The 23,259-nt window shown below is 58.0% G+C and carries 31 protein-coding genes and 1 pseudogene; 31 read left to right on the forward strand and 1 reads right to left on the reverse strand.

Annotated features, from left to right (window positions below; translation table 11 throughout):
• Positions 1-27 precede the first annotated feature (27 nt).
• The gene (gene rpoC, locus AC0L37_RS06975; RefSeq protein ID WP_282221599.1) at positions 28-4,212 is read left to right on the forward strand and encodes a DNA-directed RNA polymerase subunit beta'; all 4,185 of its coding nucleotides are present in this window, start codon (positions 28-30) and stop codon (positions 4,210-4,212) included.
• Positions 4,213-4,403: 191 nt separating this feature from the next.
• Here the strand turns inward: rpoC and AC0L37_RS06980 are convergent, their stop codons facing one another.
• Positions 4,404-4,868 carry a YbjN domain-containing protein gene (locus AC0L37_RS06980; RefSeq protein WP_269368663.1) on the reverse strand — a complete coding sequence of 155 codons (465 nt, stop codon included), beginning with the start codon at positions 4,866-4,868 and terminating at the stop codon, positions 4,404-4,406.
• A 487-nt stretch (positions 4,869-5,355) separates the two neighbouring features.
• Here AC0L37_RS06980 and rpsL point away from each other — a divergent pair, with 487 nt between their 5' ends.
• The 30 genes and pseudogenes from rpsL (at position 5,356) to AC0L37_RS07130 (ending at position 23,235) form a co-directional block, all read left to right on the forward strand.
• Positions 5,356-5,727 carry a 30S ribosomal protein S12 gene (gene rpsL / locus AC0L37_RS06985; RefSeq protein WP_212657679.1) on the forward strand — a complete coding sequence of 124 codons (372 nt, stop codon included), beginning with the start codon at positions 5,356-5,358 and terminating at the stop codon, positions 5,725-5,727.
• 12 nt (positions 5,728-5,739) lie between these two features.
• Positions 5,740-6,210: a 30S ribosomal protein S7 gene (gene rpsG / locus AC0L37_RS06990; RefSeq protein ID WP_212657680.1), complete on the forward strand. Its 471-nt coding sequence runs from the start codon at positions 5,740-5,742 to the stop codon at positions 6,208-6,210.
• A 12-nt stretch (positions 6,211-6,222) separates the two neighbouring features.
• Positions 6,223-8,313, forward strand: a complete 2,091-nt coding sequence (gene fusA, locus AC0L37_RS06995) for an elongation factor G (protein WP_212657681.1) — start codon at positions 6,223-6,225, stop codon at positions 8,311-8,313.
• 52 nt (positions 8,314-8,365) lie between these two features.
• Entirely contained in the window at positions 8,366-9,556 is a 1,191-nt protein-coding gene (tuf, locus tag AC0L37_RS07000) for an elongation factor Tu (RefSeq protein WP_212657682.1), read from the forward strand.
• 70 nt (positions 9,557-9,626) lie between these two features.
• Positions 9,627-9,936: pseudogene (gene rpsJ / locus AC0L37_RS07005) on the forward strand (30S ribosomal protein S10).
• An 84-nt stretch (positions 9,937-10,020) separates the two neighbouring features.
• Positions 10,021-10,722: a 50S ribosomal protein L3 gene (rplC, locus tag AC0L37_RS07010; RefSeq protein ID WP_212657683.1), complete on the forward strand. Its 702-nt coding sequence runs from the start codon at positions 10,021-10,023 to the stop codon at positions 10,720-10,722.
• A complete protein-coding gene (gene rplD, locus AC0L37_RS07015; RefSeq protein WP_212657684.1) occupies positions 10,723-11,343 on the forward strand; it encodes a 50S ribosomal protein L4 in 621 nt (206 codons plus the stop codon).
• Positions 11,340-11,633, forward strand: a complete 294-nt coding sequence (locus AC0L37_RS07020) for a 50S ribosomal protein L23 (protein ID WP_212657685.1) — start codon at positions 11,340-11,342, stop codon at positions 11,631-11,633. Before rplD ends, AC0L37_RS07020 begins: the two co-directional genes overlap by 4 nt.
• Before the next feature lie 16 nt (positions 11,634-11,649).
• Complete coding sequence (gene rplB, locus AC0L37_RS07025; protein WP_212657686.1) at positions 11,650-12,489, forward strand: 50S ribosomal protein L2; 840 nt, start codon at positions 11,650-11,652, stop codon at positions 12,487-12,489.
• Between the two features lie 3 nt (positions 12,490-12,492).
• Positions 12,493-12,771, forward strand: coding sequence for a 30S ribosomal protein S19 (gene rpsS, locus AC0L37_RS07030; RefSeq protein ID WP_212657687.1), 279 nt, complete (start codon positions 12,493-12,495; stop codon positions 12,769-12,771).
• A 1-nt stretch (position 12,772) separates the two neighbouring features.
• Complete coding sequence (gene rplV / locus AC0L37_RS07035) at positions 12,773-13,153, forward strand: 50S ribosomal protein L22 (RefSeq protein ID WP_212657688.1); 381 nt, start codon at positions 12,773-12,775, stop codon at positions 13,151-13,153.
• Positions 13,153-13,890 (forward strand): 30S ribosomal protein S3, encoded by a 738-nt coding sequence (gene rpsC, locus AC0L37_RS07040; protein ID WP_212657689.1) that lies wholly within the window; start codon positions 13,153-13,155, stop codon positions 13,888-13,890. Before rplV ends, rpsC begins: the two co-directional genes overlap by 1 nt.
• A 15-nt stretch (positions 13,891-13,905) precedes the next feature.
• A complete protein-coding gene (gene rplP / locus AC0L37_RS07045) occupies positions 13,906-14,319 on the forward strand; it encodes a 50S ribosomal protein L16 (RefSeq protein ID WP_212657690.1) in 414 nt (137 codons plus the stop codon).
• Positions 14,320-14,330: 11 nt separating this feature from the next.
• The gene (gene rpmC / locus AC0L37_RS07050; protein WP_137152189.1) at positions 14,331-14,525 is read left to right on the forward strand and encodes a 50S ribosomal protein L29; all 195 of its coding nucleotides are present in this window, start codon (positions 14,331-14,333) and stop codon (positions 14,523-14,525) included.
• A gap of 12 nt (positions 14,526-14,537) precedes the next feature.
• A complete protein-coding gene (gene rpsQ, locus AC0L37_RS07055; RefSeq protein ID WP_212657691.1) occupies positions 14,538-14,786 on the forward strand; it encodes a 30S ribosomal protein S17 in 249 nt (82 codons plus the stop codon).
• Positions 14,787-14,849: 63 nt separating this feature from the next.
• Entirely contained in the window at positions 14,850-15,218 is a 369-nt protein-coding gene (gene rplN, locus AC0L37_RS07060) for a 50S ribosomal protein L14 (protein ID WP_035102635.1), read from the forward strand.
• Entirely contained in the window at positions 15,218-15,529 is a 312-nt protein-coding gene (gene rplX, locus AC0L37_RS07065) for a 50S ribosomal protein L24 (protein WP_212657692.1), read from the forward strand. The genes rplN and rplX overlap by 1 nt, the downstream gene beginning before the upstream one ends.
• Positions 15,522-16,079: a 50S ribosomal protein L5 gene (rplE, locus tag AC0L37_RS07070; protein ID WP_212657693.1), complete on the forward strand. Its 558-nt coding sequence runs from the start codon at positions 15,522-15,524 to the stop codon at positions 16,077-16,079. The genes rplX and rplE overlap by 8 nt, the downstream gene beginning before the upstream one ends.
• A gap of 30 nt (positions 16,080-16,109) precedes the next feature.
• Positions 16,110-16,415, forward strand: a complete 306-nt coding sequence (gene rpsN / locus AC0L37_RS07075) for a 30S ribosomal protein S14 (RefSeq protein ID WP_212657694.1) — start codon at positions 16,110-16,112, stop codon at positions 16,413-16,415.
• 12 nt (positions 16,416-16,427) lie between these two features.
• The gene (gene rpsH, locus AC0L37_RS07080) at positions 16,428-16,826 is read left to right on the forward strand and encodes a 30S ribosomal protein S8 (RefSeq protein WP_212657695.1); all 399 of its coding nucleotides are present in this window, start codon (positions 16,428-16,430) and stop codon (positions 16,824-16,826) included.
• A 37-nt stretch (positions 16,827-16,863) separates the two neighbouring features.
• Positions 16,864-17,397, forward strand: coding sequence for a 50S ribosomal protein L6 (gene rplF / locus AC0L37_RS07085; protein ID WP_212657696.1), 534 nt, complete (start codon positions 16,864-16,866; stop codon positions 17,395-17,397).
• Positions 17,398-17,409: 12 nt separating this feature from the next.
• Entirely contained in the window at positions 17,410-17,772 is a 363-nt protein-coding gene (gene rplR, locus AC0L37_RS07090) for a 50S ribosomal protein L18 (RefSeq protein WP_212657697.1), read from the forward strand.
• Between the two features lie 22 nt (positions 17,773-17,794).
• Entirely contained in the window at positions 17,795-18,325 is a 531-nt protein-coding gene (gene rpsE, locus AC0L37_RS07095) for a 30S ribosomal protein S5 (RefSeq protein WP_212657698.1), read from the forward strand.
• Between the two features lie 22 nt (positions 18,326-18,347).
• Positions 18,348-18,536 (forward strand): 50S ribosomal protein L30, encoded by a 189-nt coding sequence (gene rpmD, locus AC0L37_RS07100; protein ID WP_269368662.1) that lies wholly within the window; start codon positions 18,348-18,350, stop codon positions 18,534-18,536.
• Between the two features lie 17 nt (positions 18,537-18,553).
• On the forward strand, positions 18,554-19,054 hold the full coding sequence (gene rplO, locus AC0L37_RS07105; RefSeq protein WP_212657700.1) for a 50S ribosomal protein L15: 501 nt from the start codon (positions 18,554-18,556) through the stop codon (positions 19,052-19,054).
• Positions 19,055-19,184: 130 nt separating this feature from the next.
• Positions 19,185-20,522: a preprotein translocase subunit SecY gene (secY, locus tag AC0L37_RS07110; RefSeq protein WP_212657701.1), complete on the forward strand. Its 1,338-nt coding sequence runs from the start codon at positions 19,185-19,187 to the stop codon at positions 20,520-20,522.
• Positions 20,519-21,088 (forward strand): adenylate kinase, encoded by a 570-nt coding sequence (locus AC0L37_RS07115; RefSeq protein ID WP_282221598.1) that lies wholly within the window; start codon positions 20,519-20,521, stop codon positions 21,086-21,088. Before secY ends, AC0L37_RS07115 begins: the two co-directional genes overlap by 4 nt.
• 176 nt (positions 21,089-21,264) lie before the next feature.
• Positions 21,265-21,633 carry a 30S ribosomal protein S13 gene (rpsM, locus tag AC0L37_RS07120; RefSeq protein ID WP_212657703.1) on the forward strand — a complete coding sequence of 123 codons (369 nt, stop codon included), beginning with the start codon at positions 21,265-21,267 and terminating at the stop codon, positions 21,631-21,633.
• 83 nt (positions 21,634-21,716) lie between these two features.
• On the forward strand, positions 21,717-22,109 hold the full coding sequence (gene rpsK, locus AC0L37_RS07125; protein ID WP_212657704.1) for a 30S ribosomal protein S11: 393 nt from the start codon (positions 21,717-21,719) through the stop codon (positions 22,107-22,109).
• Between the two features lie 100 nt (positions 22,110-22,209).
• Positions 22,210-23,235, forward strand: a complete 1,026-nt coding sequence (locus AC0L37_RS07130) for a DNA-directed RNA polymerase subunit alpha (protein ID WP_269368837.1) — start codon at positions 22,210-22,212, stop codon at positions 23,233-23,235.
• Positions 23,236-23,259: the final 24 nt, after the last annotated feature.

A 23,259-nucleotide genomic window follows, 5' to 3' on the forward strand; every position in this document is an offset into this window, starting at 1 on the left:
GGTCCTGACGGAAAGAGGAGAGAATTGATGAATCATCATTCCCACGTCATGGACCCGTTCAATCCGGCTGTTCCGGTGCAGACCTTCGATCAGATGAAGATCTCCATCGCGTCGCCAGAAAAGATCCTGTCCTGGTCGTACGGCGAGATCAAAAAGCCGGAAACCATCAACTATCGTACGTTCAAGCCTGAACGCGATGGCCTGTTCTGTGCGCGTATCTTTGGCCCTGTGAAGGACTATGAGTGCCTGTGCGGCAAGTACAAGCGCATGAAGTTCAAGGGCGTCATCTGCGAAAAATGCGGTGTTGAAGTCACCCTGAGCCGCGTTCGTCGCGAGCGCATGGGTCACATCGAGCTGGCCGCGCCAGTGGCGCACATCTGGTTCCTGAAGTCCCTGCCGTCCCGTATCGCGCTGCTGCTCGATATGACGCTCAAGGACATCGAGCGCATCTTGTACTTCGAAAACTACGTCGTTCTTGATCCCGGTCTGACGCCGTTTACCCAGCATGAGCTGCTGAACGAAGAGCAGTTCCTGGACGCTCAGGACGAGTATGGTGCCGACAGCTTCACTGCCAAGATCGGCGCCGAAGCCATTCGCGACATCCTGCTGGCGCTCGATCTGGAAAAGATCGCGGCTAACCTGCGCGTTGAGATCGCCGAGTCGACCACCGAGCTGAAGCCAAAGAAGCTGGCCAAGCGTCTCAAGATCGTCGAGCAGTTCATCGTGTCGGGCAACAAGCCCGAATGGATGATCATGACCGTCATTCCGGTCATTCCGCCCGAGCTGCGCCCGCTGGTGCCGCTGGATGGTGGCCGCTTTGCCACGTCCGATCTGAACGACCTCTATCGTCGCGTGATCAACCGCAACAACCGCCTGAAGCGCCTGATCGAGCTGCGTGCGCCTGACATCATCATCCGCAACGAAAAGCGTATGCTGCAGGAAGCCGTTGACGCCCTGTTCGACAATGGTCGTCGCGGTCGTACCATCACCGGTGCCAACAAGCGTCCGCTGAAGTCGCTGTCCGACATGCTCAAGGGCAAGCAGGGCCGCTTCCGCCAGAACCTGCTCGGCAAGCGCGTCGACTATTCGGGTCGTTCGGTTATTACCGTGGGTCCGAACCTCAAGCTGCACCAGTGCGGTTTGCCAAAGAAGATGGCGCTCGAACTGTTCAAGCCCTTCATCTACTCGCGTCTTGAAGCCAAGGGCTTCAGCTCGACGGTGAAGCAGGCCAAGAAGCTGGTCGAGAAGGAAAAGCCCGAAGTCTGGGATATCCTGGATGAGGTGATCCGCGAGCATCCCGTTCTGCTCAACCGCGCGCCAACCCTGCATCGTCTTGGCATTCAGGCTTTCGAGCCCATGCTGATCGAAGGCAAGGCCATTCGTCTGCATCCACTCGTCTGCTCGGCTTTCAACGCCGACTTTGACGGTGACCAGATGGCTGTGCACGTTCCGCTGTCGCTCGAAGCACAGCTGGAAGCACGCGTGCTGATGATGTCGACCAACAACATCCTGCACCCTGCCAATGGCCAGCCGATCATCGTGCCGAGCCAGGACATCGTGCTGGGCCTGTACTACCTCTCGTTGATGAACGAGAAGGAGCCAGGCGAGGGCATGGCGTTTGGTTCGTTCGCTGAGCTCGAGCATGCCATCGACACCAAGGTCGTGACACTGCACACCAAGATCAAGGGTCGCGTTGCCTCCTTTGATGCTGACGGCAATGAGACCACCGAGATCGTGGAAACGACCCCGGGCCGTATGCTGATCGGGCAGATCCTGCCCAAGAGCGCCAAGGTGCCGTTCTCGACAGCCAACCAGTTGATGACCAAGAAGATGATCTCCAAGATGATCGACACGGTTTACCGTGGCTGTGGTCAGAAAGAGACCGTGATCTTCTGTGACCGCGTCATGCAGCTGGGCTTCAAGAACGCTTGTGACGCCGGCATTTCGTTCGGCAAGGACGACATGGTTATCCCAGCGTCCAAGTACACGATCGTGGAAGCCGCGCGTAAGCAGGTCGAAGAGTTCGAGCAGCAGTACAATGACGGCCTGATCACTCAGGGCGAAAAGTACAACAAGGTTGTGGACGCCTGGGCCAAGTGTGGCGACAAGGTTGCCGAAGAAATGATGGACGCGATCCGCACCGTGCAGATCGACGAGGAGACCGGTCGTCAGAAGCCGATCAACTCGGTCTATATGATGAGCCATTCCGGTGCCCGTGGTTCGCCAGCGCAGATGAAGCAGCTGGCTGGCATGCGCGGCCTGATGGCCCGTCCTGACGGCTCGATCATTGAGACCCCGATCACGGCTAACTTCAAGGAAGGCCTGAACGTTCTCGAGTACTTCAACTCCACCCACGGTGCCCGTAAGGGTCTGGCGGATACGGCTTTGAAGACGGCGAACTCGGGTTACCTGACCCGTCGTCTGGTTGACGTGGCGCAGGACGCGATCATCGTGTCCACCGATTGCGGCACCGAACGTGGTCTGACCATGGAACCGATCGTTGATGCCGGCCAGATCGTGGCCTCCATCGGCCAGCGTGTTCTGGGGCGTACCGCTGCTGACGATATCTTCCATCCGCTGACCGGCGATCTTATCGCTCCAAAGGGTCACCTGCTGGACGAGAAGGATGTTGATGTCATCGAGGACGCCCGGATCCAGTCGATCCGTATCCGTTCGCCGCTGACATGCGACATGCGTCAGGGCACCTGCGCGGCCTGCTATGGTCGTGACCTTGCTCGCGGTACACCCGTGAACATGGGTGAAGCCGTGGGCGTTATCGCTGCGCAGTCGATCGGTGAACCCGGCACTCAGCTGACCATGCGTACGTTCCATATTGGTGGTACGGCGCAGGTGGTTGACTCCTCGTTCCTTGAATCAGGTGCCGAAGGCACGATCCCGATCCGCAATCCGAACGTGGTCAAGGTCGAAGACAACAAGCTGGTCGTCATGGCCCGTAACGTGTCGCTCGTCATTCTGGACGCCGACGGCAAGGAACGCGCAAGCCACAAGGTGGCTTACGGTGCCAAGCTGCTGGTCAAGGAAGGTGATGCGGTTCGTCGCGGTCAGCGTCTGGCCGAATGGGACCCCTACACCCGTCCAATCCTGGCCGAAGTCGAAGGCGAGGTCGTATTCGAAGATCTGGTCGACGGTACCTCGGTTGCGGAAAACACCGACGAAGCGACGGGCTTTACCAAGCGCGTTGTCATCGATTGGCGCACCAATCCGCGCGGTGAAGGCCTCAAGCCGGCTCTGGCCATTGCACGTGATGGTGCAGTGCTGAAGGTGGATCGTGGTGGCGAAGCCCGTTACCTGCTCTCGGTTGATGCGGTTATCGCCGCTGAGCCGGGCGAGAAGGTATCGCCGGGTGACGTGCTGGCGCGTATTCCGCTGGAAAGCGCCAAGACCAAGGACATCACGGGCGGTCTGCCGCGCGTGGCGGAACTGTTCGAAGCCCGTCGTCCAAAGGATCACGCCATCATCGCCGAGATCGATGGTACCATCCGCTTTGGTCGCGACTACAAGAACAAGCGTCGCGTCGTCATCGAGCCACATGAAGAAGGTGCTGATCCGGTCGAGTATCTGATCCCCAAGGGCAAGCCATTCCATCTTCAGGAAGGTGATGCCATTGAAAAGGGTGAGTACATCCTCGACGGCAACCCTGCGCCACATGACATTCTGGCCATCAAGGGCGTGGAGGAGCTTGCTCGCTACCTCGTCAATGAAATCCAGGAAGTTTATCGTCTGCAGGGCGTGCTGATCAACGACAAGCACATCGAGGTGATCGTTCGCCAGATGCTGCAGAAGGTCGAGATCGTGGATCCCGGTGAGTCCGGTCTGCTCAAGGACGAGCAGCTCGACAAGCTGGACTTTGACGAGCTCAACGACGCTCTGGTCGCTGATGGCAAGAAGCCTGCAACGGCTAACCCCGTGCTGCTTGGCATCACCAAGGCATCGCTGCAGACCCGTTCGTTTGTATCGGCCGCGTCTTTCCAGGAAACCACACGCGTCCTCACCGAGGCTGCGGTTTCCGGCAAGGCCGATCTGCTCGAAGGTCTCAAGGAAAACGTGATCGTTGGTCGCCTGATCCCAGCCGGTACCGGCGCGGGTATCTCCTCGGCCAAGCTCATCGCCACCAAGCGCGATGATTTGATCCTGGATGAGCGCCGTCGTCAGGCCAGCACACCCAAGATCGCAGCGCCTGCCGCCGAGTAGGACTGAGACAGACAAGTTTGAGGGAAGGGGGCCGCAAGGCTCCCTTTCTTTTTGTCTTGTTGGGTGGCTGGTTTCAGCTGCGCCTGTCTATTCGAGGCCGACGCGATTGCAGCAAATGCCGCATGTTTTGGGCAATCTCCGACTTGCCTTCGATGCTGGCGAGCATGCGCCCCTGACGTCAAGTTTTGGGGCTAATTGTAGCCGATATGGGTAGCGAACTGGGCGATGACCTGGCGCCAGATATCGAACTGCGCGTCGAGCACCTTGGCATCGACGCCATTGGCCAGATCGAGGTCCATTTCGATCGAGGCATCCTGATCCTGATCGAGATAGGCGCGGCTAAAGCGTTTGGTGAAGTTCCATGCATTGATGGTCTCGAGGCTGGGCTTGATGTCCAGAAAGCCGAGATAGAAGTTCAGATCCTGACACTGGGTGTGATCGGTGCAGTTCAGGAAATAGACCTGATAGGTGATCCCCTCAATCTTGCCGGTAATCTGCGGGTCCCCGTTACCCTGCGCCACGAGTTCGGCGGCGCCATAACCTCGCGCGATATTGAGGATCGCGTCGGTGTCGTTCGCCTGAATGGTCTTGGCCTGGGGCGCGCCGGCGAGTGCCAAAGCGATAAGTGAACCGGCCACCAGGGTCGTGAACTTCATGGGTATCTCCTTGATGCGATGCTGCCAGGCAGGCCGAGCGCAATGGTGCTTAAGTCGTGCCGAGTCTATACAAGCATCAGGTCAGGGCAAACCAAACCCATCGATAACGGGGCAGGGCGAGTACCGCCCGGTACGGTTTGCCCCTTGCAGCATAAGGGTTCTTTGGCAAGCCGGTGCATAGCTCCAACCCGGATAATTCACGAAAGAATCCTTGACGCAAAGGCGAGTCGGTTCTAAACAGCGCCTACCTAAGCGGTCGGTCGTGAATGTCACACCGGGTTCCTGCCATCTTGTGCGGGCATCCAGGACACTCAAACACACTGTCGGGTAACTAGACGAAGCAAATCCTTGTGCGCATGACTGCCCGCTTTTTGGGGGTGGTCCGCTGCAATTAAGGCGCCGCCGGGCCCAGTTAGGGGTCGGATGAGCGCCGTTTTGGTTTGCTTAGGCTAGACCGCAATGAATTTTGGACGATGGAAAGAGCGAAATGCCCACCATTAATCAGCTGATCCGCAAGCCACGCGCCAGCAAGCCAAAGCGGAACAAGGTTCCGGCGATGGAAGCAAATCCGCAGAAGCGCGGCGTTTGTTCTCGTGTTTATACGACGACCCCAAAGAAGCCGAACTCGGCTCTCCGCAAGGTTGCTAAAGTGCGTCTGACGAACTCGCGCGAAGTGATTTCGTACATTCCGGGCGAAGGCCACAACCTGCAGGAGCACTCTGTGGTCCTGATCCGTGGTGGCCGCGTACGCGACCTTCCCGGTGTTCGCTATCACGTGCTCCGCGGCGTCCTCGACACGCAGAGCGTCAAGGACCGCCGCCAGCGCCGGTCCAAGTATGGCGCGAAGCGTCCGAAGTAAGGAGAGAGAGCTATGTCCCGTCGTCACCGCGCTGAGAAGCGTGACGTTATTCCCGACGCAAAGTTCGGCGATCTCGTCCTTACCAAGTTCATGAACTCGCTCATGAAGGACGGCAAGAAGTCGGCTGCCGAAAGCATCGTTTACGGTGCATTCGACATTGTCGAAGCCAAGGTCAAGCAGGACCCCATCGAGGTGTTCCACACTGCCCTTGAAAACATTCGTCCTTCGGTTGAAGTGCGTTCGCGTCGCGTTGGCGGTGCTACGTACCAGGTTCCGGTCGAAGTGCGTGCTGATCGTCAGCAGGCACTGGCCATCCGTTGGCTGATCGATTCTGCCCGCAAGCGCGGCGAGAACACCATGCGTGAGCGCCTCTCGGGCGAACTCATGGATGCTCTCAATGGCCGTGGTCAGGCCGTCAAGAAGCGCGAAGACACGCACCGTATGGCTGACGCCAACCGTGCATTCTCGCACTACCGCTGGTAGTAGGAGCGCCCCATGGCACGCGAATACCCAATTAAGCTTTATCGTAACTTCGGCATCATGGCTCACATCGATGCTGGCAAGACGACCACGACAGAACGCATTCTGTACTATACCGGCAAGTCCCATAAGATCGGCGAAGTCCATGACGGCGCTGCTACCATGGACTGGATGGAGCAGGAGCAGGAACGCGGCATCACGATCACTTCGGCTGCCACGACCACTTTCTGGAAGTCGCGCGAAGGCACGATGCACCGGTTCAACATCATCGACACTCCCGGCCACGTTGACTTCACCATTGAAGTTGAACGTTCGCTGCGCGTGCTCGACGGTGCCGTTGCTCTGCTCGACGCCAATGCTGGTGTTGAGCCGCAGACGGAAACTGTTTGGCGTCAGGCTGACAAGTACCACGTTCCACGTCTCATCTTCGTCAACAAGATGGACAAGATCGGCGCCGATTTCTATCGCTGCGTCGAGATGATCGGTACGCGTCTTGGTGCCAAGGCCGTTCCTGTCCAGCTGCCAATCGGCGCTGAGAACGAATTCAAGGGCGTTGTCGATCTGATCGAAATGAACGCTCTGGTCTGGCGCAATGAAGAGCTGGGTGCTCAGTGGGACATCGTTGAGATCCCTGACGACCTCAAGGAAGCTGCTGCGAAGTATCGCGAGCAGATGATTGAGGCCGCTGTCGAGCTCGACGACGACGCCATGGAAGCTTACCTCAATGGCGAAGTGCCGAACAACGACACCATCCGTCGTCTGCTTCGTCGCGGCGTGATCGATACCAAGTTCTTCCTGATCTATGCCGGTTCGGCATTCAAGAATAAGGGCGTTCAGCCTCTGCTGGACGGCGTTATCGACTTCCTGCCATCGCCACATGACGTTCCGGCTATCCAGGGCATCGACGCCCGTACGGAAGAGCCAATCGAGCGTCACGCTGACGATAGCGAGCCACTGTCGATGCTGGCCTTCAAGATCGCCAACGACCCGCACATGGGTTCGCTGACCTTCTGCCGCATCTACTCGGGTCACGTTGAGCAGGGCGCAATGCTGGAAAACACGGTCAAGGAAAAGCGCGAACGCGTTGGCCGCATGTTCCAGATGCACTCGAACAGCCGTGAACAGATCACCGAAGCTTTCGCCGGCGACATCGTTGCTATCGTTGGCCTGAAGGACACCACCACGGGTGACACGCTTTGTGCGCAGAATGCCCAGGTTATCCTTGAGCGCATGATCTTCCCAGAGCCCGTGATCGACATCTCGGTGGAACCAAAGTCCAAGGCCGACCAGGAAAAGATGGGCCTCGCGCTCAATCGTCTGGCTGCTGAAGATCCAAGCTTCCGCGTCAAGACCGATGAAGAATCCGGCCAGACCATTATTTCTGGCATGGGCGAGCTTCACCTGGACATTCTCGTTGACCGTATGCGTCGCGAGTTCAAGGTCGAGGCCAATATCGGTCAGCCACAAGTGGCTTATCGTGAAACCATTACCCGCGCTGCCGATGTGGATTATACCCACAAGAAGCAGTCCGGTGGTTCGGGCCAGTTTGCTCGCGTCAAGCTCTCGATTGAGCCAGGCGAAGTCGGCAAGGGTCTGGAATTTGTGAATGCCGTCGTTGGCGGTTCGGTGCCCAAGGAGTATATCCCGGGCGTTGAAAAGGGCGTGAAGTCCGTTATGGCTTCAGGCCCGCTGATCGGCTTCCCGATCGTTGATATCAAGGTGACGCTGACTGAAGGCGCCTACCATGATGTTGACTCCTCGGTGCTGGCCTTTGAAATTGCTGGTCGTGCTGGCTTCAACGAAGCCATCCGTAAGGCATCTCCAAAGATCCTCGAGCCGATCATGAAGGTTGAAGTTACGACGCCAGAAGATTACATGGGCGACGTTATCGGCGATCTTAATTCGCGGCGTGGGCAGATCCAGGGCACTGAAGGCCGTGGTGTCCTCCAGGTTGTGGATGCCTTCGTTCCGCTCGCGAACATGTTCGGTTATGTGAACTCGCTGCGCTCGATGAGCCAGGGTCGTGCACAGTACTCGATGACGTTCGATCACTACGAGCAGGTGCCGCAGGCAGTCGCCGACGAAGTCCAGGCCAAATACGCCTAACCAATAACTCAACTCAAGGTTGGCCTATTGGCTAACGAATACGGAGAATACGATGGGCAAGGAAAAGTTTTCCCGCAATAAGCCTCACTGTAACATCGGCACCATTGGTCACGTTGACCATGGCAAGACCTCTTTGACCGCAGCGATCACCAAGATCCTGGCGGAAACCGGTGGCGCTACGTTCAAGAACTATGCGGACATCGATGCTGCGCCTGAAGAAAAGGCCCGCGGCATCACCATCAACACGGCTCACGTTGAGTATGAGACGACAAACCGTCACTACGCACACGTCGATTGCCCAGGCCATGCTGACTATGTGAAGAACATGATCACCGGTGCTGCTCAGATGGATGGCGCGATCCTGGTCGTGTCGGCTGCCGACGGCCCAATGCCCCAGACTCGTGAGCACATCCTGCTCGCTCGTCAGGTTGGCGTTCCTGCGCTGGTCGTGTTCCTGAACAAGTGCGACATGGTCGACGATCCGGAACTGCTCGAGCTCGTTGAGCTGGAAGTGCGTGAACTGCTGTCCTCGTACGAGTTCCCCGGCGACGATATTCCAATCATCAAGGGTTCGGCTCTTGCTGCTCTGGAAGATTCCGACAAGAAGCTCGGTCACGACGCAGTTCTCGAACTGATGGCCGCTGTTGACTCGTACATCCCACAGCCAGAGCGTCCTGTTGATCAGCCGTTCCTGCTGCCGATCGAAGACGTGTTCTCGATCTCGGGTCGTGGTACTGTGGTTACCGGTCGCGTTGAGCGCGGTATCGTCAAGGTTGGCGAAGAAGTCGAAATCGTCGGCATCAAGGCTACCCAGAAGACCACCGTTACCGGTGTTGAAATGTTCCGCAAGCTGCTCGACTCGGGCCAGGCTGGCGACAACGTTGGCGCACTGATCCGTGGTATCGACCGTACTCAGGTTGAGCGCGGCCAGGTTCTCTGCAAGCCCGGTTCTGTGAACCCACACACCGACTTCGTTGCTGAGGCTTATATCCTCACCAAGGAAGAAGGCGGTCGTCACACTCCGTTCTTCGGCAACTACCGTCCCCAGTTCTACTTCCGTACCACGGACGTGACGGGCATCGTTACCCTGCCAGAAGGCACGGAAATGGTTATGCCAGGTGACAACATCAACATGAACGTTCAGCTGATCGTTCCGATCGCCATGGAAGAGAAGCTTCGCTTCGCTATTCGTGAAGGTGGCCGCACTGTCGGCGCCGGCGTGGTCGCGAAGATCCTGAAGTAAGCCTCATTGAGACATTCGCGGCGCGCGGATAAACGCGCGCCGCGATCCATTTTCGTCAGGATTTACAAAGATGAACGGTCAGAATATTCGCATTCGCCTCAAGGCGTTTGACCATCGCGTTCTCGACGCGTCTACGCGCGAGATCGTCTCGACGGCCAAGCGTACAGGCGCGCAGGTTCGCGGTCCAATTCCGCTGCCGACGCGAGATCGACAAGTTTACCGTGAACCGCTCGCCCCATATCGATAAGAAGGCACGTGAGCAGTTCGAGATTCGGACTCACAAGCGTCTCCTGGACATTGTGGATCCGACGCCTCAGACGGTTGATGCACTGATGAAGCTTGACCTCGCCGCCGGCGTTGACGTCGAAATCAAGCTCTAAAGTCGAGAAGTTTCCGCGCGTACCAGATAGAGGGTCCTCTGAAACCATGACCCGGTACAGCGCCAAGAGAGAAGGTAATAACCGATGCGTTCTGGATTGATCGCACAGAAGCTGGGCATGACCCGCATTTTCGCTGAGGACGGCTCGCACGTTCCAGTGACAGTGTTGGGCCTGCAGAACTGCCAGGTGGTGGGCCAGCGGACGGCTGATAAGGACGGTTACGTCGCAGTACAGCTTGGCGCAGGCCAGGCTAAAGCGAAAAACACGAGCAAGGCCGAGCGCGGTCAGTTCGCTGTTGCCAAAGTCGAGCCCAAGCGTCACGTCGCGGAATTCCGCGTTGATGAAGCAAACCTCATCGAGGTCGGCGCGACGTTGCAGGCAGATCACTTCATCGAAGGCCAGCTGGTGGATGTCACCGGTACGTCGATCGGTAAGGGCTTTGCCGGCGGCATGAAGCGTTGGAACTTTGGCGGCCTGCGTGCTTCGCATGGTGTGTCGGTTTCGCATCGCTCGATCGGTTCTACCGGTGGTCGTCAGGACCCGGGTAAGACCTTCAAGAACAAGAAAATGCCGGGCCACATGGGCGATCGTCGCATCACCACGCAGAACGTCAAGGTCGTCAAGACCGACGTCGAGCGCGGTTTGATCATGATCCAGGGTTCGGTTCCCGGCTCCAAGGGTGCCTGGATCCAGATCAAGGACGCGGTGAAGAAGCCTGCGCCACAGGGCGCTGCTTTCCCGGGCTCTTTTAAGGCCGCCGCTGAAGTCGCGGGGGAAGGTAACTAAATGGAACTCAAGGTCACAACCCTCGACGGTAAGGCCGCTGGCAATGTCCAGCTCGCTGAAGACGTCTTCGGTCTGGAAATCCGCCAGGATATCCTGCACCGCATGGTTCGCTACCAGCAGCTCAAGGCAATGGCCGGCACGCACGATGTCAAGCATCGTTCGGAAGGCTCGCTGACCGGCAAGAAGTTCGGCAAGCAGAAGGGTGGCGGCGGTGCTCGTCACGGCGATCGCAAGGCTCCACAGTTCCGTGGTGGTGGTCGCGCTTTTGGTCCGACGCCGCGTAGCCACGCTATCGATCTTCCCAAGAAGGTCCGTGCGCTTGCTCTCAAGCATGCTCTGTCGTCCAAGGCCAAGTCCGGCTCGCTGATCGTTGTCGACAGCGTCGCCCAGAAGGAAGCAAAGACCGCTGGTCTGCTCGCTACCTTCGGCAAGCTGGAATGGACCAACGCGCTGATCATCGACGGTGCAGCTGTCGACCAGAACTTTGTTCTGGCCGCTCGCAACATCCCGCATATCGACGTGCTGCCAGTGCAGGGGATCAACGTTGTTTCGATCCTCAAGCGTGACAAGCTCGTCCTGACCAAGGCAGCGCTGGAAGCGCTGGAAGCGAGGTTCGCATGAACAAGCTGAGCGCTTACGACATCGTTCGGAACCCCGTCGTGACTGAAAAGTCGACGATGGCTTCGGAGCACAATCAGGTCGTTTTCGACGTGGCGATCGATGCCAACAAGACCGATATCAAGGCTGCCGTTGAGCAGTTGTTCTCGGTCAAGGTCAAGGCAGTGAACACCCTGGTCCGTAAGGGCAAGGTGAAGCGCTTCCGTGGCAAGGTTGGCACGCGCAACGATGTCAAGAAGGCGGTCGTGACCCTCGTCGACGGCCAGTCGATCGACATTTCGACCGGCCTCTAAGGGAAGAGACAGAAAAATGGCTCTTAAGAATTACAATCCTACGTCCCCCGGCCGCCGTCAGCTCGTGACGACCGACCGTTCGGATCTCTGGAAGGGCAAGCCGGTCAAGACTTTGACCGAAGGCCTGTCCAAGTCCGGTGGCCGTAATAATCGTGGTCGCATCACTGCCTTCCATCGTGGTGGCGGTCATAAGCGCACCTATCGCATGATCGACTTCAAGCGCGTCAAGTTTGACGTGGTTGGTACGATCGAGCGTCTGGAATACGATCCCAACCGTACGGCTTGGATCGCTCTGGTGAAGTACGAAGACGGCGACATCGCCTATATCGTTGCGCCACAGCGTCTGTCGGCCGGCGACAAGGTGATTTCGTCGACAGGTACTGTTGACGTGAAGCCAGGCAATACCATGCCTCTCGAGAACATGCCGGTCGGTACGATCGTGCACAATATCGAGCTCAAGCCCCGCAAGGGTGGCCAGGTTGCCCGTTCTGCTGGTGCGTATGCCCAGTATGTCGGTCGTGACCAGGGTTGGGCGATCCTTCGTCTGAAGTCGGGCGAACAGCGCCGCGTGCATGGCACTTGCCTTGCAACGGTTGGTGCCGTTTCGAACCAGGATCATTCCAACACCTCGCTCGGCAAGGCCGGTCGTTCGCGTTGGTTGGGCCGCAAGCCTGTCAACCGCGGCGTGACCATGAACCCGATCGATCACCCTCATGGTGGTGGTGAAGGCCGTACTTCGGGTGGTCGTCATCCGGTTACGCCATGGGGCAAGCCGACTAAGGGCAAGCGTACCCGCAGCAATAAGGCAACGGACAAGTTCATCGTTCGCAGCCGTCACGTTAAGAAGGGCAGGTAAGCCATGACCCGTTCAATCTGGAAGGGGCCGTTTGTCGACGGCTACATGCTCAAGAAGGCCGAAAAGGCCCTCGCGTCTGGTCGCAACGATGTGATCAAGATCTGGAGCCGCCGTTCGACCATCCTGCCACAGTTCGTTGGCATCACGTTCGGCGTTCACAATGGCCAGAAGCACGTTCCGGTCAGCGTCACTGAAGACATGATCGGCCACAAGTTCGGCGAGTTTGCACCGACCCGTACCTATTACGGTCATGCCGCCGACAAGAAGGCCAAGAGGAAGTAAGATGGGCAAGCCAAAAACTGAGCGCGCTCTCAAGGACAACGAGGCTAAGGCTGTTTTGCGCATGCTGCGCATCAGCCCTCAGAAGCTGAACCTCGTCGCGCAGTTGATCCGTGGCAAGAAAGTCGAGAAGGCCCTGGCCGATCTCGAATTCAGCCACAAGCGCATCTCCGTGCAGGTCAAGAAGGTGCTTGAAAGCGCCATTGCGAATGCTGAGAACAATCATGGCCTCGACACCGACGCTCTCGTCGTTGCTGAAGCATTTGTTGGTAATTCGCTGGTAATGAAGCGCTTCACCGCTCGCGGTCGCGGCCGGTCATCGCAGATCCAGAAGCCATTCGCGCATCTGACGATCGTCGTCCGGCAAGTTGAGGAGGCCGCATAATGGGTCAGAAGATCAATCCAATCGGTTTCCGTCTGGGCATCAATCGCACCTGGGATAGCCGCTGGTACGCCAACAAGGGCGAATACGGTTCGCTGCTGCAGGAAGACTTGAAGATCCGCACAATGCTGCTGGAAGACCTCAAGGCTGCTGCGGTTTCCAAGATCGTCATCGAACGTCCGCACCGCAAGTGCCGCGTGTCGATCCACACCGCCCGTCCGGGCATCGTGATCGGCAAGAAGGGCGCAGACATCGACAAGATCCGCGCCAAGGTGAAGAAGTTCACCGATAGCGAAGTGCACATCAACATCGTTGAAGTGCGCAAGCCGGAAACTGACGCGACGCTGGTTGCCCAGGGCATTGCCCAGCAGCTGGAACGCCGTGTGGCATTCCGTCGCGCTATGAAGCGTGCTGTGCAGACCACTATCCGCATGGGTGCCGGTGGCATCCGCGTGAATGTTGGTGGTCGTCTGGGTGGCGCCGACATCGCTCGTACCGAATGGTACCGCGAAGGTCGCGTTCCGCTGCACACGCTGCGCGCTGACATCGACTACGGCACCGCCGAGGCAAAAACGACCTACGGCATCATCGGTATCAAGGTCTGGATCTTCAAGGGCGAAGTCCTTGAGCATGATCCCACTGCACATGAGCGTCGCGCCACCGAAGGTGGTGAAGGTGGTCAGCGTAGTGAACGTGGTCCGCGCTCTGAGCGTGGCGACCGTGACCGCGAACGCGCATAAGAAGGTTAGTTCATTATGCTGCAACCTAAGAAGACCAAATTCCGCAAGGCTCACAAGGGCCGTATCCATGGCGTTGCCAAGGGCGGTACCGATCTGGCATTTGGCCAGTATGCCTTGAAGGCCACCGAGCCAGAGCGTGTTACTGCTCGCCAGATCGAAGCGGCTCGCCGCGCGATCACACGCGAAATGAAGCGCCAGGGCCGTGTGTGGATCCGGATTTTCCCGGATGTGCCGGTGACCAAGAAGCCGACCGAAGTTCGCATGGGTAAAGGTAAGGGTTCGGTTGAACTCTGGGCCGCTCGCGTGAAGCCAGGTCGTATCGTATTCGAGATCGACGGCGTCCCTGAGGACGTTGCCAAGGAAGCTCTGCGTCTCGGCGCGATGAAGCTCCCGATCATGACGCGGGTTGTTACCCGCATTGCTGACTAAGGACGATGAGCATGAAAGCCAGTGATGTGCGGAGCAAGACCGCAGACGAACTGAAGGACCAGCTCGTCGACTTGAAAAAAGAACAGTTCAACCTGCGTTTCCAGCGTGCTACCCAGCAGCTCGAAAAGCCGACCGAGGTCAAAAAGGTTCGCCGCGATATCGCGCGGATCAAGACGATCCTGGCCGAAAAGAACGCAGCGAAGTAAGGAGCCGCGACCATGCCAAAGCGCGTATTGCAGGGGACTGTTGTCTCCGACGCCAATGATAAGACGGTCGTGGTGCGCGTCGAGCGCCGTTTCACGCACCCGGTTATGAAGAAGACCGTGCGCCGGTCGAAGAAGTATCAGGCTCATGATGAGGCCAATCTGGCCAAAATCGGCCAGATCGTTCAGATCGAGGAATGTGCACCGATTTCCAAGAACAAGCGCTGGACGCTTGTCACGGACACTGCGGCTCCCTCCGCGTAAGTTTAGATTTCAAGGTCGGCGAGCCGGGGACGGCGGGTCGATTTAACAAGAAGGCATCCAGTCATGATTCAGATGCAATCAAATCTCGACGTCGCGGATAATTCCGGCGCCCGTCGTGTCATGTGCATCAAGGTGCTGGGCGGCTCGCATCGCAAATACGCCTCGGTCGGCGACATTATTGTCGTTTCGGTCAAGGACGCTATTCCGCGCGGCCGCGTAAAGAAGGGTCAGGTCATGAAGGCCGTGGTGGTTCGCACCGCGTTCGACATTCGCCGCCCTGATGGCACGGTGATCCGTTTCGACAAGAACGCCGCGGTTCTGATTAACAATCAGAAAGAGCCGATCGGCACCCGTATCTTCGGACCAGTTCCGCGCGAGCTTCGCGCCAAGAACCACATGAAGATCATTTCGCTCGCACCCGAGGTGCTGTAATGGCTGCCAAGATCAAGAAGGGCGATAAGGTCGTCGTCCTGACTGGCAAGGACAAAGGCAAAACTGGCCAGGTCCTGTCGGTTATCCCGACCGAAACGAAGGCACTGGTTCAGGGTATCAACCTTGTTCGTCGCCACACCAAGCAGACCGCGTCGACCGATGCAGGCATCTTCACTAAAGAAGCGCCAATTCATCTGTCGAACCTCGCGATCGCCGACAAGGATGGCAAGCCCAGCCGCGTTGGTTTCCAGATCAAAGACGGCGTGAAGACGCGCGTCGCAAAATCGACCGGAGATTCGATCGATGGCTGAGACCGCTTACATTCCGCGTCTCCGGACCGAATATGACAGCACCATCAAGCCGGCCCTGCGCGAGCAGTTCGGCTACAAGAATGTGATGGAACTGCCGCGTCTGGACAAGATCGTCATCAATATCGGCGTCGGCGAAGCCGTCAACGATACCAAGAAGGTCAAGTCGGCTGCAGCCGAGCTCGAGAAGATTGCTGGCCAGAAGCCAGTCATCACTTATGCTCGCAAGTCGATCGCCGGCTTCAAGGTTCGTGAAGACATGCCCCTGGGTGTGAAGGTCACGCTGCGCAAGGTTCGTATGTACGAATTCCTTGACCGTCTGGTGAACATCGCACTGCCACGCGTTCGCGACTTCCGTGGGTTGAACCCCAATTCCTTTGACGGCAATGGCAACTATGCCATGGGCATCAAGGAACACATCATTTTCCCCGAAATCAACTATGATCAGATCGATCAGGTTTGGGGTATGGACATCGTGGTTGCCACGACGGCCAAAACCGATGATGAGGCGCGTGCGCTGCTCAAGGCATTCAACTTCCCCTTCCGCAAGTAAGCGGATAGGGAAGGGAAAAAGGATCAGGACATGGCAAAGACCAGCTCCACCGTTAAAAATGAAAAGCGTCGCGCGCTCGTTAAGCAGTATGCTGCAAAGCGTGCAGCCCTCAAGGCCGCGACCAAGGACCAGGCGCTTCCGTCAAACGAGCGTTTTGCAGCCCAGCTCAAGCTTGCTGAACTGCCACGCAATTCTGCGAAGGTCCGTATCCGCAATCGCTGTGAAGTCTCGGGTCGTCCTCGTGGCTTCTACCGCAAGCTGAAGCTGAGCCGTATCGCTCTGCGTCAGCTGGGCAACCTGGGTATGATCCCGGGCCTCGTGAAGTCGAGCTGGTAAGGAGAACCGAAGATGAGCTTTTCCGATCCAATCGGCGACATGCTGACCCGTATCCGCAACGCCCAGATGCGTCGCAAGAACACCGTTTCGACGCCAGCTTCGACCCTTCGTGGTCGCGTGCTGGACGTTCTCCAGTCCGAGGGTTTTATCCGCGGCTATTCGGAGACCAAGTTCGAGAACGGCGCTGCTGAGTATGAGATTGAACTCAAGTACTCGGACAATGAGTCGGTTATCCGCACGATCGAGCGCGTTTCGCGTCCAGGTCGCCGGGTATACGCCTCGGTCAAGAATATTCCGCAGGTCGCCAACGGCCTCGGTGTCTCGATCCTGTCCACCCCCAAGGGTGTGATGGCTGATCACGAAGCGAAGGCTGCCAATGTCGGTGGCGAGGTACTCTGCCGCGTCTTCTAAGGCGCGGTAAGACGATTACTCAAAGGTAGAAGTTAGAATGTCACGTACTGGCAAACAACCGGTTGCACCGGTCAGCGGCGTTACGGTTACGATCGATGGCCGTACCGTCACCGCAAAGGGCCCTAAGGGCGAGTTGAGCATCGTGCTCATGGATGTCGTTAATGTCGAGAATGGCGCCGATGGCGTAGTCGTTTCTCCGGCCAACGACACGCGCTTCGCGCGCGCCGCCTGGGGTACTACCCGTGCACTGATCCAGAACATGGTCACCGGTGTTTCTGCCGGCTTTGAAAAGAAGCTGGCAATCCAGGGCGTGGGTTATCGCGCCGCACTTCAGGGCAAAGATATCAAGCTGTCGCTTGGTTTCAGCCACGAAGTGATCTACGAAGCCCCCAAGGGAATCACGCTGACTGTCCCAGTGCCGACTGAAATCGTCGTCACCGGTATCGACAAGCAGCAGGTTGGTCAGGTTGCGGCTGAGATCCGCGCATGGCGCAAGCCAGAGCCCTACAAGGGCAAGGGCGTTCGCTATGCTGGCGAGTACGTCTTCCGCAAAGAAGGCAAGAAGAAGTAAGGAGCGCCTGCAATGGCTATCAGTGCAAAAGGTGCGGAACGCCGCAAGGCTCGTGTCCGCAAGGCGCTCAAGGCTCGTGCCTTCGGTCGTCCCCGTCTCAGCGTTTTCCGCTCGGACAAGAATATCTACGCTCAGATCATCGACGATGCGACCGGCCGTACGCTGGCTTCCGCTTCGACGCTCGACAAGGACGTCAAGTCCGGCCTCAAGAACGGTTCCACCGCGGCCGCTGCTGCAACGATCGGCAAGCTGATCGCCGAGCGCGGTTCCAAGGCTGGCGTTGGCGAAGTGATCTTTGATCGTGGTGCGTACATCTATCATGGCCGTGTGAAGGCCCTTGCAGACGCTGCCCGTGAGGGCGGCCTGCAGTTCTAGAACACGGCGAGGAAAGAAAATTATGAGAGACGTTCAAGAGCGCGACAGCGAATTCGTCGATCGCCTGGTCCACATCAACCGCGTGGCTAAAGTGGTCAAGGGCGGCCGTCGTTTCGGCTTTGCAGCACTCGTCGTTGTCGGCGACCAGAAGGGCCGCGTTGGCTTTGGTCACGGCAAGGCACGCGAAGTTCCAGAAGCAATCCGCAAGGCAACTGAAGCTGCCAAGCGCACCATGATCCGCGTTCCGCTGCGCGATGCACGTACGCTGCACCACGATGTGCAGGGTCGTCACGGCGCCGGTAAGGTCATTCTGCGTGCAGCCGTTCCCGGTACCGGTATCATTGCTGGTGGTCCGATGCGTGCTGTGTTCGAAACGCTTGGCATCAACGATATCGTTGCCAAGTCGCAGGGCACTGCCAATCCGTACAACATGGTGCGGGCTACCTTTGATGCGCTCAAGCGCGTTGATAGCCCACGCTCGGTTGCTTCCCGCCGTGGCCTCAAGGTTTCGGAACTTCAGGCTCGCCGCGGCGAGTCTGCGGTCGAAGCTTGATCGCTGAGATCAGGAGATAATCATGGCTGAGAAGAAAACCATTATCGTCAAGCAGGTCGGCTCGCCGATCCGTCGTGACAAAGTGCAGCGTGCGACCCTTATCGGTCTCGGGCTCAACAAGATGAACAAGCAGCGCGAGCTGATCGATACGCCTGAAGTGCGTGGCATGATCAACAAGTTGCCGCACCTCGTCCGCGTCGTCGGCGAGTAAGAGAGAAGGTCTTTCTGATGACCCGTTTGAACGAACTTCGCGACAATCCAGGCGCAAACAAGATCCGTATGCGCATTGGTCGTGGTATCGGCTCTGGCAAGGGCAAGACCGGCGGTCGTGGTGGCAAGGGCCAGACGGCACGCTCCGGCGTGGCGATCAACGGCTTTGAAGGCGGCCAGATGCCCCTTCACATGCGTATGCCAAAGCGCGGCTTCAACGCTTTCAATCCCAAGGATTGGAATGAAGTCCGTATTGACCGCATCCAGGCCTACATCGACTCGGGCAAGCTGGACGCCAAGGCTGTCATCGACGCCGAGGCTCTGATTGCTGCTCGCGTTATCCGCCGCGCCAAGGACGGTGTCCGTCTGATCGGTTCGGCCGGCTTCACGTCCAAGAAGGTGACCTTCAAGGTCAACTACGCGACCAAGGGTGCACTGGCTGCTGTTGAAGCTGCTGGCGGCAAGGTTGACGTTATCGAGGCGAAGGCGCCTTGGAAGAAAGCCCCACGCGCCGAGTAATCCACTTGGCTGGGCGTACCCGACTTGATGGTTGGGTGCGCTCTTTTGGTTTGTTGCGTTAGGGATGTGGTTCGTCTGCATCCCGAAACGTTCCGAGCGCACCTGGCCTTGAAGCCATAGGGAGCGATACATGGCGTCCGCAGCCGAACAGCTGGCACGTAATCTCAATTTTTCGACCTTCTCGAAGGCGAAAGCCCTGCAGCAGCGCATCTGGTTCACACTGGGAGCGCTGCTTGTCTATCGACTGGGCACTTTCATTCCGGTTCCGGGTATTGATCCTGATGCATTCGCTGCGACCTTTGCGCAGTCGGAGCAGGGGATCCTGGGCATGTTCAACATGTTTGCCGGCGGTGCCGTGCAGCGCATGGCGATCTTTGCCCTCAACCTGATTCCCTACATTACCGCGTCGATCGTGGTGCAGGTGGTGGCGACTGCCTCGCCGCGCCTTGAAGCTCTCAAGAAAGAGGGCGAGTCCGGTCGTCGCAAGATGAACCAGTACACCCGCTATCTGGCGGTCGTGTTCTGTGCGGTGCAGGCCTATGGCGTTGCGGCTGGTCTAGAGGCCAGCCAGGGCGTTGTGCTCAATCCAGGCTGGTTCTTCCGCATCTCGACCGTGATCACCCTGGTGGGTGGCACGATGTTCCTGATGTGGCTGGGCGAGCAGATCACCTCACGTGGTGTCGGTAACGGTATTTCGCTGATCATTTTCGCCGGTATCGTGGCCAATCTGCCATCGACTGTCGTGCAGACGCTTGAGCTGAGCCGTACCGGGGCCATCGCGCCAATCGCCGCCTTTGGCGTGTTGGTGCTGGCGTTGGTGGTGATTGCCGCCATCGTGTTCTTCGAGCGTGCCCAGCGCCGGTTGCTGATCCAGTATCCAAAGCGCCAGGTCGGCAACAAGATGTTCCAGGGCGATACCTCGCATCTGCCACTCAAGCTGAACACGTCGGGTGTTATCCCGGTGATCTTTGGCTCGTCGCTGCTGCTGCTGCCTGCTACCATTGCGTCGTTCGCGGCGCAGGGGGATGCGCCACAATGGCTGCAGGTGGTCACGGCACTGCTGGGTCGCGGTCAGCCGCTCTATCTGGCCCTGTTCGCGTTCTTCATCATTTTCTTTGCCTTCTTCTACACGGCGATTGTGTTCAATCCGACAGAGACGGCCGACAACCTCAAGCGCTCCGGCGGCTTCATTCCGGGTATTCGCCCCGGTGAGCGGACGGCCCAGCACATCGACTACGTGCTGACACGCATTACGGTTGTGGGTGCGCTTTACCTGACGGTGGTGGCATTGATCCCTGAGGTCGTGCACAACCAGCTTGCAGTCAGTCAGTTCATCGGTGGCACATCGCTGCTGATCATGGTGACGGTGACCCTTGATACGGTAAGCCAGATCCAGAGCCACCTGGTTGCCCAGCAATATGAGGGGCTGGTCAAGAAGTCCCGTCTTGGAGGAGGCAAGCGCCGATGAGGTTGATTCTGCTCGGACCACCGGGTGCAGGGAAGGGGACTCAGGCCAAGATCCTGGTTGAGGCCTATGGTATCCCGCAGCTGTCCACTGGTGATATTCTGCGTTCGGCTATTGCGGCCAAGACCCCATTGGGGCTCGAAGCCAAGGCGATTGTGGATCGCGGTGACCTGGTCAGCGACGCTGTCGTCAATGGCATTGTGTCAGAGCGTCTCGACGCTGAGGACTGCAAGCCAGGTTTCATTCTCGATGGCTTCCCGCGCACCATTGCGCAGGCTGAAGCACTCGACAAGATGCTGGTAGACAAGGGCGTCAAGTTGAACGCCGTTATCGAGATCAAGGCCAATGCTGACGAACTGGTGCGCCGCGTTATTCAGCGCGCCAAGGAATCGGGCGGAGCCCGTGCTGACGACAATGAGGAAGTGCTGCGCAAGCGCCTTGGGGTCTATCAGGAACAGACAGCGCCACTGGTTGCCTATTACGCCGATGAGGGTCTGCTCAAGACCGTTGACGGCATGGCACCGGTCGACGAGGTGACCGCGGCCATCAAGGCTGCGATTGCTCACTAAAGTTTGGGCTTGACTTGGCGGTTGACTCCGCTGAATCGAGCCCTTAAAGAACCGCTTCAGTCTCATGGATTATTGGGCTGGATTCGGTTCTCCAGAATGTTGGGGGTCGGATTCCGGTCCCTTGTTGTTTAATGGCGCCAGCCGTGATGGTTCGCGCTGAATGAAGGAGAGCAGACGTGGCTCGTATCGCTGGCGTCAATATCCCGACGAACAAGCGCGTTGTCATCGCGCTGCAGTATATCCACGGGATTGGCGACAAGTTCGCCCTGGATATCTGCACTCAGGTTGGCATTCCCGTTGAGCGTCGTGTGAACGAACTCACTGACGCGGAAATCATCCAGATCCGTGAAGCTATCGACCGCGACTATGTCGTGGAAGGTGATCTTCGTCGTAATGTTGCGATGAACATCAAGCGTCTGATGGACCTGGGCAACTATCGTGGCCTGCGTCATCGTCGTGGTCTGCCCGTTCGCGGTCAGCGCACGCACACCAATGCTCGTACTCGCAAGGGTCCGGCAAAGGCGATCGCTGGTAAGAAGAAGTAAGAACCCGATTTTTGGGTTCTTCGATGTAGCTGCCGGGGCAAGCTAAGGCTAACGGCAGCGCTGATATCGAATTGAGGAATTTGATGGCTAAGTCTGAGACAACGCGCGTCAAGCGCAAGGAACGCAAGAATATCACTTCGGGCGTTGCCCACGTGAATGCTTCGTTCAACAACACCATGATCACCATCGCTGACATGCAGGGTAACACGATTTCGTGGTCCTCTTCGGGCGTGATGGGTTTCAAGGGCTCGCGTAAGTCGACCCCTTATGCAGCCCAGGTTGCTGCTGAAGATGCTGCCAAGAAGGCTCAGGAACACGGCATGAAGACCCTTGAGGTCGAAGTGCGTGGTCCAGGTTCGGGCCGTGAATCGGCGCTCCGTGCGCTGCAGGCTGCAGGCTTCAACGTCACTTCCATCCGTGACGTCACGTCGATCCCGCACAATGGCTGCCGCCCGCGCAAGCGGCGCCGCGTCTAATCTAGACCGTTTAGAGAGCTCCCGGCCGATTGAATGGGCCGGGAGTCTTATTGCGTTTGCGGCGGAGCGGCTCGGGCTGGAGCCGCGATTTTGAAAGGACATAACCGTGACGATCCAGAGGAACTGGCAAGAACTGATCAAGCCGACCAAGCTGGAGATTGTTTCGGGCAGCGACAACGCGCGCGTGGCCTCGGTAGTTGCCGAGCCACTTGAGCGCGGTTACGGGCTTACCCTTGGTAATGCTCTGCGTCGCGTGCTGCTGTCGTCGCTTCAGGGCGCGGCAGTGACGGCAATCCAGATTGACGGCATCCTGCATGAATTCTCCTCGCTTCCAGGCGTGCGGGAAGACATCACCGATCTCGTGCTCAACGTGAAAGAAATCGCGCTGAGCATGGGCGGCGAAGGCCCAAAGCGCTTGGCTCTGTCCAAGCAGGGTCCGGGTGCTGTAACGGCCGGCGACATCAAGGTCACCGGCGACATCGAAGTGCTGAACCCCGAGCTGGTGATCTGCCATCTCGATGACGGCGCCGAGATCAATATCGAGTTCACCGTCGACACCGGCAAGGGTTACGTTGCCGCTGACAAGAACCGTCCCGAAGACGCACCGATCGGCTATATCCCGGTCGACTCGCTGTTTTCGCCAGTTCGTCGTGTGAGCTACAAGGTTGATGCGACCCGTGCCGGCGAAAGCCTGGACAAGGACAAGCTGACGCTGCAGATCGAGACCAATGGTGCGGTCACGCCAGAAGACGCCGTAGCTTTTGCTGCGCGTATTCTGCAGGATCAGCTGTCGGTATTCGTGAACTTCGAAGAGCCCAGCAAGGAAAAGGCCCAGGATTCGGTTCCTGAACTGGCCTTTAACCCAGCGCTGCTCAAGAAGGTTGATGAGCTCGAGCTGTCGGTTCGTTCGGCTAACTGCCTGAAGAACGACAACATCGTTTATATCGGCGACCTGATCCAGAAGACGGAAGCCGAGATGCTGCGGACACCGAATTTCGGCCGCAAGTCTCTCAATGAAATCAAGGAAGTCCTGGCACAGATGGGGCTTCATCTCGGAATGGACGTTGCCAACTGGCCACCCGAGAATATCGATGACCTCGCCAAGCGCTATGAAGATCACTATTGATCGCGCGCTGCCAAGCACTTTAGG

It is taken from the genome of Devosia sp. J2-20 (assembly GCF_055808475.1).

What these genes read in the sequence shown, in the direction of transcription:
- rpoC (WP_282221599.1), top strand. Translation starts at nt 28, where the DNA reads ATGAATCATCATTCCCACGTCATGGACCCGTTCAATCCGGCTGTTCCG.
- AC0L37_RS06980 (WP_269368663.1), bottom strand. Translation starts at nt 4,868, where the DNA reads ATGAAGTTCACGACCCTGGTGGCCGGTTCACTTATCGCTTTGGCACTC.
- rpsL (WP_212657679.1), top strand. Translation starts at nt 5,356, where the DNA reads ATGCCCACCATTAATCAGCTGATCCGCAAGCCACGCGCCAGCAAGCCA.
- rpsG (WP_212657680.1), top strand. Translation starts at nt 5,740, where the DNA reads ATGTCCCGTCGTCACCGCGCTGAGAAGCGTGACGTTATTCCCGACGCA.
- fusA (WP_212657681.1), top strand. Translation starts at nt 6,223, where the DNA reads ATGGCACGCGAATACCCAATTAAGCTTTATCGTAACTTCGGCATCATG.
- tuf (WP_212657682.1), top strand. Translation starts at nt 8,366, where the DNA reads ATGGGCAAGGAAAAGTTTTCCCGCAATAAGCCTCACTGTAACATCGGC.
- rplC (WP_212657683.1), top strand. Translation starts at nt 10,021, where the DNA reads ATGCGTTCTGGATTGATCGCACAGAAGCTGGGCATGACCCGCATTTTC.
- rplD (WP_212657684.1), top strand. Translation starts at nt 10,723, where the DNA reads ATGGAACTCAAGGTCACAACCCTCGACGGTAAGGCCGCTGGCAATGTC.
- AC0L37_RS07020 (WP_212657685.1), top strand. Translation starts at nt 11,340, where the DNA reads ATGAACAAGCTGAGCGCTTACGACATCGTTCGGAACCCCGTCGTGACT.
- rplB (WP_212657686.1), top strand. Translation starts at nt 11,650, where the DNA reads ATGGCTCTTAAGAATTACAATCCTACGTCCCCCGGCCGCCGTCAGCTC.
- rpsS (WP_212657687.1), top strand. Translation starts at nt 12,493, where the DNA reads ATGACCCGTTCAATCTGGAAGGGGCCGTTTGTCGACGGCTACATGCTC.
- rplV (WP_212657688.1), top strand. Translation starts at nt 12,773, where the DNA reads ATGGGCAAGCCAAAAACTGAGCGCGCTCTCAAGGACAACGAGGCTAAG.
- rpsC (WP_212657689.1), top strand. Translation starts at nt 13,153, where the DNA reads ATGGGTCAGAAGATCAATCCAATCGGTTTCCGTCTGGGCATCAATCGC.
- rplP (WP_212657690.1), top strand. Translation starts at nt 13,906, where the DNA reads ATGCTGCAACCTAAGAAGACCAAATTCCGCAAGGCTCACAAGGGCCGT.
- rpmC (WP_137152189.1), top strand. Translation starts at nt 14,331, where the DNA reads ATGAAAGCCAGTGATGTGCGGAGCAAGACCGCAGACGAACTGAAGGAC.
- rpsQ (WP_212657691.1), top strand. Translation starts at nt 14,538, where the DNA reads ATGCCAAAGCGCGTATTGCAGGGGACTGTTGTCTCCGACGCCAATGAT.
- rplN (WP_035102635.1), top strand. Translation starts at nt 14,850, where the DNA reads ATGATTCAGATGCAATCAAATCTCGACGTCGCGGATAATTCCGGCGCC.
- rplX (WP_212657692.1), top strand. Translation starts at nt 15,218, where the DNA reads ATGGCTGCCAAGATCAAGAAGGGCGATAAGGTCGTCGTCCTGACTGGC.
- rplE (WP_212657693.1), top strand. Translation starts at nt 15,522, where the DNA reads ATGGCTGAGACCGCTTACATTCCGCGTCTCCGGACCGAATATGACAGC.
- rpsN (WP_212657694.1), top strand. Translation starts at nt 16,110, where the DNA reads ATGGCAAAGACCAGCTCCACCGTTAAAAATGAAAAGCGTCGCGCGCTC.
- rpsH (WP_212657695.1), top strand. Translation starts at nt 16,428, where the DNA reads ATGAGCTTTTCCGATCCAATCGGCGACATGCTGACCCGTATCCGCAAC.
- rplF (WP_212657696.1), top strand. Translation starts at nt 16,864, where the DNA reads ATGTCACGTACTGGCAAACAACCGGTTGCACCGGTCAGCGGCGTTACG.
- rplR (WP_212657697.1), top strand. Translation starts at nt 17,410, where the DNA reads ATGGCTATCAGTGCAAAAGGTGCGGAACGCCGCAAGGCTCGTGTCCGC.
- rpsE (WP_212657698.1), top strand. Translation starts at nt 17,795, where the DNA reads ATGAGAGACGTTCAAGAGCGCGACAGCGAATTCGTCGATCGCCTGGTC.
- rpmD (WP_269368662.1), top strand. Translation starts at nt 18,348, where the DNA reads ATGGCTGAGAAGAAAACCATTATCGTCAAGCAGGTCGGCTCGCCGATC.
- rplO (WP_212657700.1), top strand. Translation starts at nt 18,554, where the DNA reads ATGACCCGTTTGAACGAACTTCGCGACAATCCAGGCGCAAACAAGATC.
- secY (WP_212657701.1), top strand. Translation starts at nt 19,185, where the DNA reads ATGGCGTCCGCAGCCGAACAGCTGGCACGTAATCTCAATTTTTCGACC.
- AC0L37_RS07115 (WP_282221598.1), top strand. Translation starts at nt 20,519, where the DNA reads ATGAGGTTGATTCTGCTCGGACCACCGGGTGCAGGGAAGGGGACTCAG.
- rpsK (WP_212657704.1), top strand. Translation starts at nt 21,717, where the DNA reads ATGGCTAAGTCTGAGACAACGCGCGTCAAGCGCAAGGAACGCAAGAAT.